The 15,232-nt window shown below is 71.8% G+C and carries 16 protein-coding genes; 9 read left to right on the top strand and 7 right to left on the bottom strand.

The window, feature by feature from the left end; all coding sequences use genetic code 11:
- Positions 1–22 precede the first annotated feature (22 nt).
- From ACOBQU_RS16490 to hemL, 3 genes are all read right to left on the bottom strand, one after another.
- Entirely contained in the window at positions 23–1,360 is a 1,338-nt protein-coding gene (locus tag ACOBQU_RS16490) for a hypothetical protein (RefSeq protein WP_423627760.1), read from the bottom strand.
- Between the two features lie 220 nt (positions 1,361–1,580).
- Positions 1,581–2,228: a histidine phosphatase family protein gene (locus ACOBQU_RS16495; protein WP_423634541.1), complete on the bottom strand. Its 648-nt coding sequence runs from the start codon at positions 2,226–2,228 to the stop codon at positions 1,581–1,583.
- A gap of 86 nt (positions 2,229–2,314) precedes the next feature.
- Positions 2,315–3,640, bottom strand: coding sequence for a glutamate-1-semialdehyde 2,1-aminomutase (gene hemL, locus ACOBQU_RS16500; RefSeq protein WP_423627762.1), 1,326 nt, complete (start codon positions 3,638–3,640; stop codon positions 2,315–2,317).
- A gap of 367 nt (positions 3,641–4,007) precedes the next feature.
- Between hemL and ACOBQU_RS16505 the strand changes: the two genes are divergently transcribed.
- Complete coding sequence (locus tag ACOBQU_RS16505; protein ID WP_016640275.1) at positions 4,008–4,445, top strand: hypothetical protein; 438 nt, start codon at positions 4,008–4,010, stop codon at positions 4,443–4,445.
- 85 nt (positions 4,446–4,530) lie between these two features.
- Here the strand turns inward: ACOBQU_RS16505 and ACOBQU_RS16510 are convergent, their stop codons facing one another.
- Positions 4,531–5,205: a TIGR03086 family metal-binding protein gene (locus tag ACOBQU_RS16510; protein WP_423627764.1), complete on the bottom strand. Its 675-nt coding sequence runs from the start codon at positions 5,203–5,205 to the stop codon at positions 4,531–4,533.
- 94 nt (positions 5,206–5,299) lie between these two features.
- Here ACOBQU_RS16510 and ACOBQU_RS16515 point away from each other — a divergent pair, with 94 nt between their 5' ends.
- Complete coding sequence (locus ACOBQU_RS16515) at positions 5,300–6,112, top strand: DUF6597 domain-containing transcriptional factor (RefSeq protein ID WP_423627766.1); 813 nt, start codon at positions 5,300–5,302, stop codon at positions 6,110–6,112.
- 39 nt (positions 6,113–6,151) lie between these two features.
- Positions 6,152–6,721: a GNAT family N-acetyltransferase gene (locus tag ACOBQU_RS16520; protein WP_423627768.1), complete on the top strand. Its 570-nt coding sequence runs from the start codon at positions 6,152–6,154 to the stop codon at positions 6,719–6,721.
- Between the two features lie 43 nt (positions 6,722–6,764).
- Here the strand turns inward: ACOBQU_RS16520 and ACOBQU_RS16525 are convergent, their stop codons facing one another.
- Positions 6,765–7,361 carry a hypothetical protein gene (locus ACOBQU_RS16525; protein ID WP_423627770.1) on the bottom strand — a complete coding sequence of 199 codons (597 nt, stop codon included), beginning with the start codon at positions 7,359–7,361 and terminating at the stop codon, positions 6,765–6,767.
- A gap of 172 nt (positions 7,362–7,533) precedes the next feature.
- Between ACOBQU_RS16525 and ACOBQU_RS16530 the strand changes: the two genes are divergently transcribed.
- The 3 genes from ACOBQU_RS16530 to ACOBQU_RS16540 all read left to right on the top strand — a co-directional run bounded on the left by ACOBQU_RS16530 (position 7,534) and on the right by ACOBQU_RS16540 (position 9,685).
- The gene (locus ACOBQU_RS16530; RefSeq protein ID WP_423634543.1) at positions 7,534–7,869 is read left to right on the top strand and encodes a YnfA family protein; all 336 of its coding nucleotides are present in this window, start codon (positions 7,534–7,536) and stop codon (positions 7,867–7,869) included.
- Positions 7,870–7,933: 64 nt separating this feature from the next.
- Positions 7,934–8,713 (top strand): SDR family NAD(P)-dependent oxidoreductase, encoded by a 780-nt coding sequence (locus tag ACOBQU_RS16535; RefSeq protein ID WP_423627772.1) that lies wholly within the window; start codon positions 7,934–7,936, stop codon positions 8,711–8,713.
- Positions 8,714–8,968: 255 nt separating this feature from the next.
- The gene (locus ACOBQU_RS16540; protein ID WP_423627774.1) at positions 8,969–9,685 is read left to right on the top strand and encodes an LAGLIDADG family homing endonuclease; all 717 of its coding nucleotides are present in this window, start codon (positions 8,969–8,971) and stop codon (positions 9,683–9,685) included.
- Between the two features lie 51 nt (positions 9,686–9,736).
- Here ACOBQU_RS16540 and ACOBQU_RS16545 read toward each other — a convergent pair whose 3' ends face one another.
- Positions 9,737–10,930, bottom strand: coding sequence for an RtcB family protein (locus ACOBQU_RS16545; RefSeq protein ID WP_423627776.1), 1,194 nt, complete (start codon positions 10,928–10,930; stop codon positions 9,737–9,739).
- A gap of 214 nt (positions 10,931–11,144) precedes the next feature.
- Between ACOBQU_RS16545 and ACOBQU_RS16550 the strand changes: the two genes are divergently transcribed.
- The 3 genes from ACOBQU_RS16550 (at position 11,145) to ACOBQU_RS16560 (ending at position 14,987) form a co-directional block, all read left to right on the top strand.
- The gene (locus ACOBQU_RS16550; RefSeq protein WP_423627778.1) at positions 11,145–12,197 is read left to right on the top strand and encodes a DUF3558 domain-containing protein; all 1,053 of its coding nucleotides are present in this window, start codon (positions 11,145–11,147) and stop codon (positions 12,195–12,197) included.
- 130 nt (positions 12,198–12,327) lie between these two features.
- Complete coding sequence (locus tag ACOBQU_RS16555; RefSeq protein WP_423627780.1) at positions 12,328–13,230, top strand: DUF3558 domain-containing protein; 903 nt, start codon at positions 12,328–12,330, stop codon at positions 13,228–13,230.
- A gap of 203 nt (positions 13,231–13,433) precedes the next feature.
- On the top strand, positions 13,434–14,987 hold the full coding sequence (locus tag ACOBQU_RS16560) for a DUF2637 domain-containing protein (protein ID WP_423627781.1): 1,554 nt from the start codon (positions 13,434–13,436) through the stop codon (positions 14,985–14,987).
- Positions 14,988–14,997: 10 nt separating this feature from the next.
- Here the strand turns inward: ACOBQU_RS16560 and ACOBQU_RS16565 are convergent, their stop codons facing one another.
- Positions 14,998–15,201, bottom strand: coding sequence for a hypothetical protein (locus tag ACOBQU_RS16565; RefSeq protein WP_423627783.1), 204 nt, complete (start codon positions 15,199–15,201; stop codon positions 14,998–15,000).
- Positions 15,202–15,232: the final 31 nt, after the last annotated feature.

Here is a 15,232-nt window from a genome sequence, read left to right on the forward strand (position 1 = left end):
TTCCGGCCGCTTTTCGGACGGCTCAGGCGGCGCTGCCCGTGCCGTTCCCGCTCTTCTCGGCGTCCTTGCGGCTGCCGGAGGCGGCGCCCGCCAGATAGCTCTTCCAGCCGCCCGCGGGCTGCTGGCCCACCTCAAGGCCCTGGAGCTTGGCGAGGATCTCCGGCTTCTGCACGTCGAGCCAGTCCACGAACTGGCGGAAGGAGACGAGCCGGACGTCCTTCTTGCCCGCCATGTGCTTCAGGGCCTCCTCGACGGCGTCCATGTAGATGCCGCCGTTCCACTCCTCGAAGTGGTTGCCGATGAAGAACGGGGCGCGGTTGGACTCGTAGGCGCGCTTGAAGCCGTTGAGGTAGGCCTGGGTGGCCTGCTTGCGCCAGCCCGGGTAGTTGTGGGCGGGGGCCTTCGTGGAGTTCTTCGACTGGTTGGCGAGGATGTTGTAGTCCATCGACAGGACCTCGAAGGAGTGCCCCGGGAACGGCACCGCCTGGAGCGGCAGGTCCCACACGCCCAGCTTCTTCTGCGGCCACTTCTGGCGGCCGCCCGGGGAGGAGGCGTCATAGCGCCAGCCGAGCTTCTTGGCGGTCGGCAGCAGATTGTCCTGGCCGAGCAGGCAGGGGGTGCGGCCGCCGACGAGTTCCTTGTCGTAGTCGAAGGGCAGCGGCGGCAGGTCCTTGAAGCCGGTGTGCGTGCGCCACTTCTTCACGAACGACACGGCCTGGTCGATCTCGCTCTGCCACTGCGCGGGCGTCCAGTTGGCGACGGAGCCGCTGCCCGCGCAGAAGTGCCCGTTGAAGTGCGTGCCGATCTCATGGCCCTCCAGCCAGGCCTGGCGCACGTACTTCAGCGTGTCCTTGATGTGGCCGTCGGTGAGATAACCGATGTCGGAGGCGCCGACCGGATTGTTCGGCGGGCGGTAGAGCCGCTTCTTGGATTCGGGCAGCAGATAGAGCCCGGAGAGGAAGAACGTCATGCGGGCGTCGTGTTCCTCGGCGAGCTTCAGAAAGCGCGGGAACAGCCCGTTGCCGACCTCACCGGCGCCGTCCCAGGAGAACACGACGAACTGCGGCGGGGTCTCGCCCGGCTCAAGGGGACGGGGGGCCTCGGGCTGCTTCGGCTGCTTGCCCGTGAACGCCGTGGAACCGTCACCGATCGGCTTCGCCGGGCGCTCCGGCTTGGCGGCGTCGCCACCGCCCGCCTTGTTCCCGTCGGAGCCCTTGTCGCCCTTACCGGAACCGCAGGCGGTGAGGCCGATGGCCGCGGCGGCGCCCATGCCGAGGCCTATCGCGCCCCGGCGGCTGAGGGAACCACGGCTGGTGGCCGGTACTCCGCCGCCTATGTCCGTCCGGCTGTCGTCCTGCATTACTTCCCCATTCGTCGCGCCCTCGGTTGTGCAAAGGACAACCACTTAGAGGGCGCGACGAGGAGGCGGGTTCCGGAGAACCCATATGTTTTTGGGGCCTATGACAAGGAGCGGACATTTTGTGCCATAGGGTGGCGAGGCCATTACCCGCTGCACACAGCGGAAGCACAGCTATCGCTCAGCCGACCAGGGGTATCGCTCAGCCGACACGGGGGCGCGATCACGCGCCGAAAGCCTTGCTCTTTCCCTTGACCGGCTTCGCACCCGCCAGCAAATGCCTCGGTACGAGATCACGCGCCGGTTCCGAATAACCCACTGAAACGATCTTGTCGCCGCGATAGGTGAACGTCGTGAGCGAGGCGAGCGTGCACTGCCGCTTGCGCGGGTCGTGCCACAGGCGCCGCTTCTCCACGAAGCTGCGCACGATCCAGATCGGCAGCTGGTGGCTGACGCACACCGCCTCGTGCCCGCGCGCCGCGTCCTTCGCCGCGTCGAGCGCGCCCATCATCCGTACGACCTGCTCGATGTACGGCTCGCCCCAGGACGGCCGGAAGGGGTTGACGAGGTGCTTCCAGTTGTCGGGGTTCTTCAGGGCGCCGTCGCCGACACCGAAGGTCTTGCCCTCGAACACGTTCTCCGCCTCGATGAGGCGGGCGTCCGTGGCGAGGTCCAGGCCGTGCGCCTTGGCGATCGGCGTCGCCGTCTCCTGCGCGCGGTCCAGCGGCGAGGCGACGACGTGCGTCACGTCCCGCGAGGACAGGTGCTCGGCGACCCGGTCGGCCATCCGCCGCCCGAGGTCGGAGAGGTGGTAGCCCGGCAGCCGCCCGTAGAGGATGCCCTCCGGGTTGTGCACCTCGCCGTGGCGCATCAGATGGACGACGGTCAGCTCACTGTCGCGGCTCACGTCGCCGTCCCGGCTCGCCCGCTGCTCGCGGCTCACCTCCTGCTCGCGGCTCACGCGGAGACCTCCTCGGCCTCGGCGGCGGCGCGCGCGGCGGCCGGGAGCGCGGCGGCGATCCGCTCGATGGCCCGCTCGTCGTGGGCGGTGGAGACGAACCAGGACTCGAAGGCCGACGGCGGCAGATACACGCCCTGCGCCAGCATCGAGTGGAAGAAGGCGGTGAAGCGGAACGATTCCTGCGCCTTCGCGCCCGCGTAGTCCCGCACCTCGCGGTCGGTGAAGAACACGGAGAACATGTTGGACGCGCTCTGCACCCGGTGGGCCACGCCCTCCTTGGTGAGCGCCTCCGCCACCAGGGCGCGCACCTGCGCGGAGACGGCGTCCACCGTGTCGTACGCCGCGTCGTCGAGCAGGCGCAGCTGGGCGAGCCCGGCGGCCGTCGCCACCGGGTTCCCGGACAGCGTGCCCGCCTGGTAGACGGGGCCCGCGGGCGCCAGGTGACCCATCACGTCGGCGCGCCCGCCGAACGCCGCGGCGGGGAAGCCGCCGCCCATGACCTTGCCGAAGGTCATCAGGTCCGGCACCACGCCGTCGACCCCGAACCACCCGGCCCTGCTGGTGCGGAAGCCCGTCATGACCTCGTCGGAGATGAACAGGGCGCCGTTCTTCGCGCAGGCGTCCTTCAGCCCCTGGTTGAAGCCCGGGGCGGGCGGCACCACGCCCATGTTGCCGGGCGAGGCCTCCGTGATCACGCAGGCGATCTCGCCGGGGTACGTGTGGAAGGCCTCGTGCACGGCCTCGATGTCGTTGTACGGAAGGACGATGGTGTCGCCCGCCTGGGCGCCCGTGACCCCGGGGGTGTCCGGCAGGCCGAAGGTCGCGACGCCCGACCCGGCGGCGGCGAGGAGCGCGTCCACGTGCCCGTGGTAGCACCCGGCGAACTTGATCACCTTGGCGCGCCCGGTGAACCCGCGGGCGAGCCGGATGGCGGACATCGTCGCCTCGGTGCCGCTGGAGACGAGCCGCACCTGCTCGACGGGGGCGACGCGGGCCACGATCTCCTCGGCGAGCGCGACCTCGCCCTCGCCGGGCGTGCCGAACGACGTGCCGCGCGCGACGGCGTCCTGGACGGCCGCGGTGACCTCGGGGTGGGCGTGCCCGAGGATCATGGGCCCCCACGAACACACGAGGTCGACGTACTCGCGGCCGTCGGCGTCCGTCAGGTACGGACCGGTACCGGACACCATGAAACGGGGCGTACCGCCCACGGCGCGGAACGCGCGCACCGGCGAGTTCACACCGCCAGGCGTCACGGCCGAGGCGCGGTCGAAGAGAGTCTGCGAAACTGGGGCGCTATACGGGAAGCTCACATGAACCATGGTGTCAGAGCGTCCGGACATCGTGACCGGGCCTCCTGTGCGACGGCTTTCCGCTCGGTTCCGCTTCCCTTGGGGCGGCTGTGCGGAAATCCTGTGGACTGGTGTTTCACCCCACGTTTCGGCGGGTGACCGTGGGGGAGGTCACTGACACGATGATCGGGTTGCGCGGCACGGCCCGCGCGCCCTAGAAAAGCAGTCGGGTGGAGATATGCAGCGCGGTGGCGGACTGGGCGAGGGGACCGACGGCCTGGGCCCCCGGCGTGCCCGGCGGGGCAAGCACCGGCGAGATGCGGAGGCGAACCCGGCCCCCGGGCAGCGGGTGCCGGACGGGGTGCGGCGAGAGCGCCCGGGAAGCAGGAGTGGCGGGGTGGGGGTGACCTACAAGTACTTCGGAGCCCCGGACGGCGCGACGGCGGCCCGCGTTCCGATCTCCATGCGCCCCGAGGAGCTGGGCGGTGACGAGCTGGGCATGGGCGGCATGTTCACCAAGATCAAGCCGGAGACGATGGCCGCGATGGTCCTCACCGGCATCGAGGGCATACCCCTGCACAAGGTCCCGCCCCTCGAACTGGTCGTCCTCCACCCCGACTACGCGGTCGTGAAGCTCCCCATGACGGTCGTCGACCCGCTGCGCGGCATCGGCGAGGAGTCCGTCGGCGCCGCCGCCTTCATCTGGTCCACCGTCCCCGACCGCGGCGGCCCCCGCGACGCCTTCAACGTCTACCAACTCCTGCACGAGTGGCAGGACTTCAGCCACCGGCTGCACGACGCCGGACACCAGGCGTACTGCCTGGTGTGGCCGTGACCCCAGCCGCGTCCCCATCCGTGGCCCCAGCCGCGTCCCCAGCCGCGTCCCCATCCGTGTCCGAGCCAGCCTGGCCCAGGCCCGCCTAGCCCCGGCCCGCCCGGCCCAGGCCCGCCCCCTCCCAGAGCGGGTCGCGGCCCGTCTCCGCCAGCAGCCTGTCCAGCACGGGCGCGTCCGCGGCGACCGGTACGGGAGCGCCGAAGACCCCCCGCGACCGGGCCATCGGCGCCAGCTCGGCGACGGTGGCGCGCAGCGCCTCCACCACCGGCAGCAGCCCGGCGTCCACCGGGTACTCCTGGCCGGTGGCGCGCGCCAGGTCCCAGGCGTGCACCGTCAGGTCGAGCAGCGCCATGCCGCCCACCGTCGCCGCCGGAAGGCCCATCGCGCCCGCCGTGCCCTCGTCGGCGCCGGGCGCGGACCAGGCGGCGACCAGCGCGTCCGTCTCCTTCGCGAACCGCTCCCGCCAGCCGGGGTCCTCGGCCACCCGGTCCGGGGTCGAGGAGAAGTCGGCGTCCCCCTTGGCGGCGAGCGACCGGAACTGCTCCACCACCTGGAAGAGATGGTTCAGCAGGTCCCTGACGTCGTACTCCGCGCACGGAGTGGGGGCCGCCAGCCGCTCGTCACCGATGCCCCGCACCACCGGGACCGCACGGGCCGCGGCCAGCGCGAGGAGGTCCCCGATCCGCTGCCGCCCGCCCGCACCTCGCGCCGTCGTCTCCGGCGCCGCCGCTTCCGTTTCCGTCGTATCGCGTGTGTCCATGTCACGACCGTACGAAGATCGACCGCGCCGCGGCTTGAAGAAACGCGACAGCGGGTGCGCCGTCGCAAACCCGGGCATCGCCTACGATCCCGCCATGCCGGACGCCAGCCCCCGCCGCGACACCCGCGGCATCGTCGACGCCTCCGGCCTGATGCGGCACGTCCGCTTCCGGCGGCACGCGCCCGCCGGGCCGCTGCGGCCCTATCTGGAGCACTACTGGCTGATCGACTGGGACCTGCCCGAGCCCTACGTCTCCCACGTCGTGCCGCACCCGTCGGTCAACGTCGTCTTCCAACTCCTCGGCGACGCCGAGCCGTTCGCGGAGGTGGCCGGGGTCGGCCTCGGCCTGTTCCGCAAGGAGCTGGCCGGGCGCGGCCGGGTGTGCGGGGTCCAGTTCCGGCCCGGCGGCTTCCGGCCGTTCGCGCCGGGCCTCGTCGTGGCGGAGCTGACCGGGCGGCAGGTGCCGCCGGGCGACGTCTTCGCCGACGTGCCGCCGACCGCGGCGCGGGACGTGACCGGCCCCGACGACGAGCACGCCCGCGTGGCCGCCCTCGACCGGTTCCTGCTGGCCCTCGGCCCCGAACCCGACCCGGCGGCCGACCTCGCCATGCGCCTGGTCGACCGCGTCCGCACCGACCGCTCCGTACGGCGCGTGAGCGACTTCGCGCGCTCCGAGGGCCTGTCGGTGCGGGCCCTGCAACGGCTGTTCTCCACGTATGTCGGCGTCGGCCCCAAGTTCGTGATCCTGCGGTACCGCATCCACGAGGCGCTCGAACGCGCCGAGACGCGGGCGGCGATCGATTGGGCGGGCCTCGCCGCCGACCTCGGCTACGCCGACCAGGCCCACCTCGTACGGGACTTCACCGCGACCGTGGGAGTGCCGCCGACGGCGTACGCGCACCGCTGAGACGACGGCGTTGTCAGACCCTCCGCCTACCGTGAGGACATGGAGCGAACACCCCAGGCGTCCTCCGTGGACCCCGCGCGCCTTGTGGACCCCGCGCGCCTCGTGGACCCCGCGCGCCGCGTGCGCCTCGTGCCCTACGGCGAGGACGACTTCGGCCAGCTGGTCCGGCACAACGCGCCCGAGATGACCGAGCACCTCGGCGGCCCCGAGACCGACGGGAAGCTGCGCGACCGGCACCGCAGATATGTGAACCTCGACGGCCACAACCGCATGTTCAAGATCGTCACGGGCCCCGGGGCGACCGCCGCGGGCCTCATCGGCTGCTGGGAGACCACCCACGGCGGCGAGGACGCCTGGGAGACCGGCTGGGGCGTGCTGCCCGAGTTCCAGGGCCGGGGCCTCGCGGTCGCCGCGGCCAGACTGGTCATCGCCGAGGCGAAGCGCGCGGGCCGCCACCGCGCACTGCACGCGATACCGGACGCGGACAACGCCGCCTCCAACGCCGTGTGCCGCAAGGCGGGCTTCACGCTGCGCGGCACCGGAGACTTCGAGTACCCCAAGGGGCGGTGGCGCACGTGCAACGACTGGGTGGTCGACCTGAGCGCCTGAGCCGGACGTCCGACCCCGCCGGAACCGGCGGGGCCAGCAGGGGTCAGAAGTAGTAGGCGTCTCCCGTGTCCAGGGCCAGCACCACCCGGTGGTCGTTCGCCGGATTGCCGTCCACCGCGCCCCCGCCCCACGCGGTGTCCACGGTCACCGTCACCTCCCGGCCCCCGCCCCTGAGCGGCAGCACCAGCTCCAGGGGCTCCCCCCGGGCGCCCGCGGCCAGCGGCCCCGTACGGCACAGCACGGCCCGCTCCCCGCTGCGCACGCACGCCTGCGGCAGTCGCGCCCCCCGGCCGAGCGGCGCGGACACCCGCACGCGCAGCGTGGCGTCCGCGACGCCCCACGGGCCGTGGTTCTCGGGTGTCAGCACGACGCGGACACGGCCGCCGGACAGCGCGGCACGCCCGTGATAGGCGAGATCGGCCTCCCCCTGGCCGGGGGCACCCGGCACGGGCACGCCCACGGCACCGGGCACGGGCAGACCCGCGGCGCCCGGCACCGGCACACCCACCCCGCCCCGCGCGGGAGCGGCCCCCGCGCCCCCGCTTCCCCACCCCACCACGGCCCCCACGACCCCCACGACCAGCACCCCCACGCCCAGAGCCCTCGTACGGAGCAGCCGCCGCACAGCACCCTTCACCACAACCTCCAACCTCCACCAGAACCCTCAAAGCCTTGGGAATCCTCGGGGCCCTCGGAACCCTGGGGGCCCTCGGAGCCCTCAGAACCTCCGCCTGCGACCGATCACCGAAGTCACCTATGCCACCCCTCGCCCCTGCCGTCCCCCTCCGACCCCGCATGCCACCCTGATGACCATGCTCATCGCCCGCTCCGCCGCCCTGTTCGCCGTCGCCGCGCTGTTCGAGATCGGCGGCGCCTGGCTCGTCTGGCAGGGGGTGCGGGAGCACCGCGGGTGGCTGTGGATCGGCGCGGGCGTCCTCGCCCTCGGCGCGTACGGGTTCGTCGCCACGCTCCAGCCCGACGCCGACTTCGGGCGCATCCTCGCGGCGTACGGCGGGGTCTTCGTCGCGGGCTCGCTCGCCTGGGGCGCGGTCGCCGACGGCTACCGGCCCGACCGGTGGGACGTGACCGGCGCGCTGGTCTGCCTCGCGGGCATGGCCCTGATCATGTACGCGCCGCGGGGCGACTGAGCCGCCCGGCCTATCCTGACCGAACGGCCGTCCGCACGCATCCGCCCGCCCCGAGGGAGCCCCCATGCCGACCACCGCCGCACCGCACCGCAAGCCCGGCATCGCCGTCGTCACCGGCGCCAGCGGCGGCATCGGCGCCGCGACGGCACGCGGCCTCGCCGAGGCCGGATACCGGGTCGTCCTCACCGCCCGCCGCAAGGACCGTATCGAGGCCCTCGCCGCCGAACTGGCCGAGGCCGGGCACGACGCCACGGCCTACGCCCTGGACGTCACCGACCGCGCGGCCGTCGACTCCTTCGCCACGGCCTTCCAGAAGATCGCCGTCCTGGTCAACAACGCGGGCGGCGCGCTCGGCGCCGACCCCGTCGCCACCGGCGACCCCGCGGACTGGCGCCAGATGTACGAGACCAACGTCATCGGCACCCTGAACGTCACCCAGGCCCTGCTCCCCGCCCTCACCGCCAGCGGCGACGGCACGGTGGTCGTCATCTCCTCCACCGCGGGCCACGCCACCTACGAGGGCGGCGCGGGCTACGTCGCCGCCAAGCACGGGGCGCATGTCCTCGCCGAGACCCTCCGCCTGGAGATCGTCGGCACGCCCGTACGCGTCATCGAGATCGCCCCCGGCATGGTGCGGACGGAGGGCTTCGCCCTGACCCGCTTCGGCGGCGACGCGGAGAAGGCCGCCCAGGTCTACGCGGGCGTGGCCGAGCCGCTCACCGCCGAGGACGTCGCCGACACGGTCACCTGGGCGGTCACCCGCCCGCCGCACGTGAACGTCGACCTCCTGGTCGTCCGCCCCCGCGCCCAGGCCTCCAACACCAAGGTCCACCGGGAACTGTGATGACCCTGGCCTCCGACGACCCCGGCACCCCGGCGGGCTCCCCGACTCCCCGGACCCCCTGTCCCGCCTCACCCACGAACAGGAGTCCCGCCGCCTGGCCCAGGAGAAGAAGAACGAACGCCTGGTCTGGTGGTACCTGGCCTACTTCCTCTTCGGCATCCACCTCGTGGCCTTCATCATGATCTACGCGGTCTCCCACGCGAAGTAGGCACCGCACCCCGAGCGCCCCACCTTCGAACGCGTTCACCTATCCAGGTGAACGCGTTCTATCGCCATTCCTGCGTGACATCCGGCCTGCCTAGGCTCAATCCGACACATCACACAGACGGCCCCCGGCCGGGCCAGCGCACCCGATCGACGAACTTCGCCAAGACCCACACCTCGGCGATGTGGTCGATGTGCTCCCTGGAGGCCAGAACCCGGATCAACGCACTCGGCCTGCCCTATGGCCGCAAGTCCAAGGACATCTCACCACCACAGGTCGCCCTCCGCGCACGTGACTACCTCCGGGGCATCGTCGACGCCGACGGCTCCGTCGGGTACACGAGCCAAGGCTTTCCGTTCGTCTCGCTGACGACGGCGAGCACCGCGATCGCCACGTTCTTCCGCGACCACGCGCGCGACCTCACCGGCGCCGAGCGAGCCATCAAACGCAACGCGCGGGACGACATCTACAACGTCCTCTACACGAAGGAAGCCGCACAGGCGCTGGCAGCCGACCTCTACTACCCGGACTGCCTCTCGCTGCAACGCAGGCAGGTCAAGACAGAGGCGCTCGCCGCATGGACTCGGCCCGCCGGTATGAGGGTGGCTCCCGCACGCCGACGCTGGACGCCCGAGGAAGACCAGGCACTCCTGCGGGCCGGAAGCAGCGCGGCCGCGGCCGACCTGCTCGGACGCAGCGAGATGAGCTGCTCCATGCGCCTGTGGCGACTGCGCAACGGGCAGGTGCCGACACCAACCGAACAGTGACGCACTGCATACCGGGGCCCGGGCTGAGGCCAGCCCGGGCGCCGCGCGCTGTCAACCCTTCACGCACACCACCTGCTTGAGCTTCGCCACGACCTCGACGAGGTCACGCTGGTTCTCCATCACCTGCTCGATCGGCTTGTAAGCGGCCGGAATCTCATCCACGACACCCGAGTCCTTGCGGCACTCCACGCCCCGGGTCTGCTCCTCCAAGTCGCGCGCGGTGAACCGCTTCTTCGCCGCGTTCCGGCTCATGCGCCGACCGGCACCGTGCGAGGCCGAGTTGAACGCCTTCTCGTTCCCGAGGCCCTTCACGATGTACGTCGCCGTCCCCATGGAACCCGGGATGATCCCGAGGTCACCGGAGTTCGCCCGGATGGCGCCCTTGCGGGTGACCAGCAGGTCCATGCCGTCGTACCGCTCCTCCGCCACGTAGTTGTGGTGGCAGGAGATCTCCGGCTCGAACGTCGGCCTGGCCTTCTTGAACTCCTTGCGGATCACGTCCTTCAGGAGCGCCATCATGATCGAGCGGTTGTACTTCGCGTACTCCTGCGCCCAGTAGAGGTCGTTGCGGTACGCCGCCATCTGCGGGGTGTCCGAGACGAAGACCGCCAGGTCGCGGTCCACCAGACCCTGGTTGTGCGGGAGCTTCTGGGCGACGCCGATGTGGTGCTCGGCGAGTTCCTTGCCGATGTTGCGGGACCCGGAGTGCAGCGTGAGCCAGACCGAACCATCCGATGACACGGACACCTCACAGTGATGATTCCCCGCGCCGAGTGTCCCCATTTGCACCATTGCCCGCTCCCGACGGAACTTCACCGCCTCCGCAACCCCGTCGAACCGCCCCCAGAACCCCTCCCACCCCGCCGTGGCGAAGCCGTGGAAGCGCCCCGGGTCAACCGGGGAGTCATGCATCCCCCGCCCGACCGGAATCGCCTGCTCGATCTTGGAGCGCAGTCGGGACAGGTCACCGGGGAGGTCGTTCGCCGTGAGGGACGTGCGGACCGCGGACATGCCGCAGCCGATGTCGACGCCGACCGCCGCCGGGCACACCGCGTCCTTCATGGCGATCACGGAGCCAACCGTCGCGCCCTTGCCGTAGTGCACGTCCGGCATGACGGCCAGGCCCTTGATCCACGGCAGCGTGGCCACGTTGCGCAGCTGCTGCATCGCGGCGTCCTCTACCGTCGACGGGTCCGTCCACATCCGGATCGGCACGTTCGCGCCGGGAACCTCGGTGTACGACATAACGTCCTCATTCCCCCGAAACAAAAACAAAAGTACGGAAGCGCAAATGCCGGTGCCAAGGTCGACGAATGGGAAAACGGACCGGCATCCACGGCAGCGCGTGCGATACACATTGTGTCCACCGGCCGCCCGGCGGCTGCAACCCAATAACCAGGCAGGACGGACCGCCCGGAGCGGGCGGCCCCGCCCGCCCACGTCGAGAGGAGCCAGTACGGTGCAGCGGAAGGTCTACGTACCGGGCACCGCCGCACTCCTCGCGGCGCTGCTCGCAGGCTGCACCGGCGGCTCGGGAGCCGAGGGCGGGGAGGACGGCAAGTCCGGTGACGCGGGGGGCTCGACGCAGGCCGCCGAGCCGGGCAAGTACCGCACCCTGCCGGAGCCCTGCGGCACCGTCGACCGGTCCACGCTGGACTCGATGCTCCCCGGCCTTGAGGACATCGAGGACGCCCAGCAGCGCGAGAAGGCGTACGCGGGTTCCGCGACGGTGACGTACGACACCGACCGGCGCGTGGGCTGCCGCTGGAAGGTCGAGTCGACGGACGCCACCCACCGGCTGCGCATCGACTTCGAGCGCGTGGTGTCGTACGACGGGGCGGTCAGCGACGACACCCGGGCGCAGGAGGTGTACCGCAAGAAGCTGCGCGAGGCGGACATCCCCGAACCGGAGGAGACGGAAGAACCGGAGGAGTCGGAGGAGACGGAGGAGACGGGAGAGCCGGAAGAGCCAGCGGAGTCGGGGTCCCCCAAGGCGGGCGACAAGGACGACAAGGGCAGGGACGGCAAGGGCAAGGGCGGCTCGTCCTCCCCCTCCGCGTCCCGCCCCGGCGCCCCCGAGCCGCACGGCGGCCCCTCCGCGCACGCCAAGGGCGCCAAGGGCGCCAAGGCGGGCGACGGCGCCGCGGCCGACGCCGAACCCGACCCGAAGGAGTCGGGCGACCCGGACGAGGGCACCCCCGACGGCGACGACACCACCGGCGACGACACCACCGGCAGCGAAGCCACCGGCGCCGCCGAGACCCCCGACGGCTACGAGCCCCGCACCCTGGACGACCTCGGCGACGAGGCCTTCCTCGACGACCTGCTCGCCCCGGCCGCCTCGGCCGCCCGCCAGCGCACCGTGACTGTGGTCTTCCGCACGTCGAACGTGATCGTGACGGTCGAGTACGACGAGCAGCCGGGCCGCCGCACCGAGGTCCCCGACGCCAAGGAAATGCAGGACAACGCGCGCGAACTGGCGGAAAAGCTCGGCGACCGGTTCGACGGCTGAGGGTCCTCGCGGCCCGGGAGCGACTCCCGCGAAGCCGGGTCACCCGCGTCGCCCACCGCGTACGGTGGCCCAACGGACCCATCGGGCCCGGCCCGCCCGGACGCCCCGAGCGAACACGAGTGAAGGAACCATGCACCGACCCGCACAGCGACAGCGTCAGCGACTCACCCGCGTTCTTGTGGGCGCGGCCGCCGTACCGGTGATCCTCTTCGCCTCCGCCTGCAGCAGCGACGACTCCGGCTCCGGCTCGGACGACGCCAAGAAGGACTCGGGCTCCTCGTCCTCGGCGTCACCCTCCAAGGGCACCGGCGGCGAGGCCCCGACGGTGGAGAAGGCCGCGTTCGCCAAGCTTCCCGAGCCCTGCGAGGTGCTCTCGAAGAAGACGCTGGGCGAGCTGGTCCCGGCCACCAAGGACAAGACCGGCAAGACGGGCACGTCGGACGATGTGTCCACGCGGGGCAACTGCACCTGGGAGAGCCTCGACGACAACGGCGTCGACGGCTCCCAGTTCCGCTGGCTGCGCGTCTCCCTGAACCGCTTCGACTCCGACCAGTCCCTCGGCAGCGGCGACAAGCGCGCCCGGGTCAACTTCACCAAGCAGGTCGCGGACGCGCAGGCCGTCAAGGGCGCCAAGTCCGTGAAGACCAAGCCGCTGCAGGGCACGGGCGACCAGGCGACGCTGGTGAGCTACGACGTGACGAAGGACAAGGAGACCTTCAAGCAGCAGACGCTGGTCACGCGCGTGGAGAACGCCGTCGTCACGGTCGACTACAACGGCGCGGGCCTCGCGGGCGACAAGGAGCCGGACGCCGCCGACCTCGCCAAGGCCGCGGAGAAGGCCGCCAAGGAGGCCGCCGCGGCGGTCGTCAAGGCGAACAACGGGGGCGGCGGCGCCACTTCGGACCAGCCGAAGGGCGACGACGGCAAGCCGAAGGACGACGACGGCGCCAAGGCCGAGGGCGACAAGACCGCGGACGGCAAGGCCGACGACAAGTCGGGCCAGGGCGCGGACCTGAAGAACAAGGGCGAGTAGCCGAGCAGCCGAGCGGGCGAGGAGACGGGCGGGGGCCAACCCCCCGCGCTCCGCAGCGATTTCAGGAGTCCGGCCGCCCCCGCGGCCGGACTCCTCGCCGTACCGGCACACGGCCCGCCGCACACATGTGCAACGCTGTCGCTCGCAACGCCCCGCACGGACGCGGGCGGAAACAGGCAGGGAGGGGTTCGCGGGTGGCCGCGATGCAGCTGACACGCACGCACCGGATACTCATCGGTGTCGTCGTCTTCGGTGCGCTCGTCATCGCCGGAATCGGCTTCGCCGGGTCGTACGCGGCCGTGCGCGAACTGGCCGAGAAGAAGGGCTTCGGCGACTTCTCGCTGGTCTTCCCCATCGGCATCGACGCGGGCATCTGCGTGCTGCTGGCGCTCGACCTGCTGCTGACCTGGATCAGGATCCCGTTCCCGCTGCTGCGCCAGACCGCGTGGCTGCTGACCGCGGCGACGATCGCGTTCAACGGCGCGGCGGCCTGGCCGGACCCGCTGGGCGTGGGCATGCACGCGGTCATCCCGATCCTGTTCGTGGTGACCGTCGAGGCGGCGCGGCACGCGGTCGGGCGGATCGCGGACATCACGGCCGACAAGCACATGGAGGGCGTGCGCATGACGCGCTGGCTGCTCTCCCCGGTGCCGACGTTCCTGCTGTGGCGGCGGATGAAGCTGTGGGAGCTGCGCTCCTACGACCAGGTGATCAAGCTGGAGCAGGAACGACTCGTCTACCAGGCCCGCCTGCGCTCCCGCTTCGGCCGCCGCTGGCGCAACAAGGCCCCGGTGGAGTCCCTGATGCCGCTGCGCCTGGCCCGGTACGGCGTGCCGCTGGCCGAGACGGCCCCGGCGGGCCTGGCCGCCGCGGGCATCGAACCGGCGGTGCTGCCGCCGGTACAGGCCGCGCCCCAGCAGCCGGAGCTGACGGCGGCCCCGGAACCGGCGCCCGCCCCGGCGCCCGCCGCCGCCCCGGAGGAGCCCGAGCCCAAGGCCAAGGCCCAGGCGCAGGCGCAGGCCGAGCCGCAGGCCCCGGTGCGGGAGCAGCCGCAGGAGGTGGTCCCCGTCGACCACACCAGCCCCTGGTTCGCGACCCAGCAGGCGCCCCACCCGCAGCAGCAGGGCCAGTCCCCGGTGTCGTACGACCCGGAGGCCCCGTACGACGAGTGGTACGAGGAGCAGCAGGCCCACGAGGCGTACGAACAGCAGCAGGCGTACGAGGCGTACGAGGCCATGGAGCAGCAGCGGGCGTACGCAGAACAGCAGGCACAGCAGACACAGCACGCACAGCAGCCGCAGGAGTACGCGGAGGAGCCCCAGCAGTACGTGGAGCCGCAGGGGCCCGAGTTCCCCGTCCCGGCCGGTCCCGGCCGTACGCGTCCGCTGGCGAACGGGCACCTCGTCCCGGGCCCGCGCGAGGAGCAGGCCCCCGCTCAGGTCCCCGCCCAGGTCCCCACTCCGGCCCCCGAGCCGGAGCCGGTGCCCGAGCCGCTGCCGGAACCGGCGGCGGCCGAGGGTCCGGGGCTGCCGGACGACATGACGCGCGAGGAGGCGTACTTCAACGCGTTCCGGAAGTACGTGAGCGAGATGGGCGACTATCCGAACGCCCGGCAGTTCAGCCTGTACCTGATGGATCTGTACGGGGTGACGGGCCAGGCGGGCGGTCCGCTGACGGAGAGCACGCTGCGCCCGTACCTGCGCGGCTTCCGGGACCGCTACCAGCAGGACCTGGACGCGGAGGAGCACATCGCGTAGCGGCGGGCGGCTAGTGCCGGGCCGCCTTCTTGCCCTTCTCTCCGTAGACGGCGAGGACGAAGCCGAGGACGAGCAGCGCGGCGTATCCGGCGGTGGGGATGTCCCACCACTTCTGGAGGAGTCCCCAGGGGTCGTTGCCGCTGAGGCGTCCGGCGAGGCCGAGCGCGCCCTGGATGCCGACGACCCAGCCGATGACGGCGGTGATTTCCTTCATGCCTCCATGCTGGCGCCGCGCCCCGCGGGAT

This window comes from Streptomyces sp. G45 (assembly GCF_049542095.1).
Taxonomy (GTDB): Bacteria; Actinomycetota; Actinomycetes; order Streptomycetales; family Streptomycetaceae; genus Streptomyces.

Coding starts and splice junctions, on each gene's coding strand:
- ACOBQU_RS16490 (WP_423627760.1), bottom strand. CDS start 1,360: ATGCAGGACGACAGCCGGACGGACATAGGCGGCGGAGTACCGGCCACC.
- ACOBQU_RS16495 (WP_423634541.1), bottom strand. CDS start 2,228: ATGCGCCACGGCGAGGTGCACAACCCGGAGGGCATCCTCTACGGGCGG.
- hemL (WP_423627762.1), bottom strand. CDS start 3,640: ATGGTTCATGTGAGCTTCCCGTATAGCGCCCCAGTTTCGCAGACTCTC.
- ACOBQU_RS16510 (WP_423627764.1), bottom strand. CDS start 5,205: ATGGACACACGCGATACGACGGAAACGGAAGCGGCGGCGCCGGAGACG.
- ACOBQU_RS16515 (WP_423627766.1), top strand. CDS start 5,300: ATGCCGGACGCCAGCCCCCGCCGCGACACCCGCGGCATCGTCGACGCC.
- ACOBQU_RS16520 (WP_423627768.1), top strand. CDS start 6,152: ATGGAGCGAACACCCCAGGCGTCCTCCGTGGACCCCGCGCGCCTTGTG.
- ACOBQU_RS16530 (WP_423634543.1), top strand. CDS start 7,534: ATGCTCATCGCCCGCTCCGCCGCCCTGTTCGCCGTCGCCGCGCTGTTC.
- ACOBQU_RS16535 (WP_423627772.1), top strand. CDS start 7,934: ATGCCGACCACCGCCGCACCGCACCGCAAGCCCGGCATCGCCGTCGTC.
- ACOBQU_RS16545 (WP_423627776.1), bottom strand. CDS start 10,930: ATGTCGTACACCGAGGTTCCCGGCGCGAACGTGCCGATCCGGATGTGG.
- ACOBQU_RS16555 (WP_423627780.1), top strand. CDS start 12,328: ATGCACCGACCCGCACAGCGACAGCGTCAGCGACTCACCCGCGTTCTT.
- ACOBQU_RS16560 (WP_423627781.1), top strand. CDS start 13,434: ATGCAGCTGACACGCACGCACCGGATACTCATCGGTGTCGTCGTCTTC.
- ACOBQU_RS16565 (WP_423627783.1), bottom strand. CDS start 15,201: ATGAAGGAAATCACCGCCGTCATCGGCTGGGTCGTCGGCATCCAGGGC.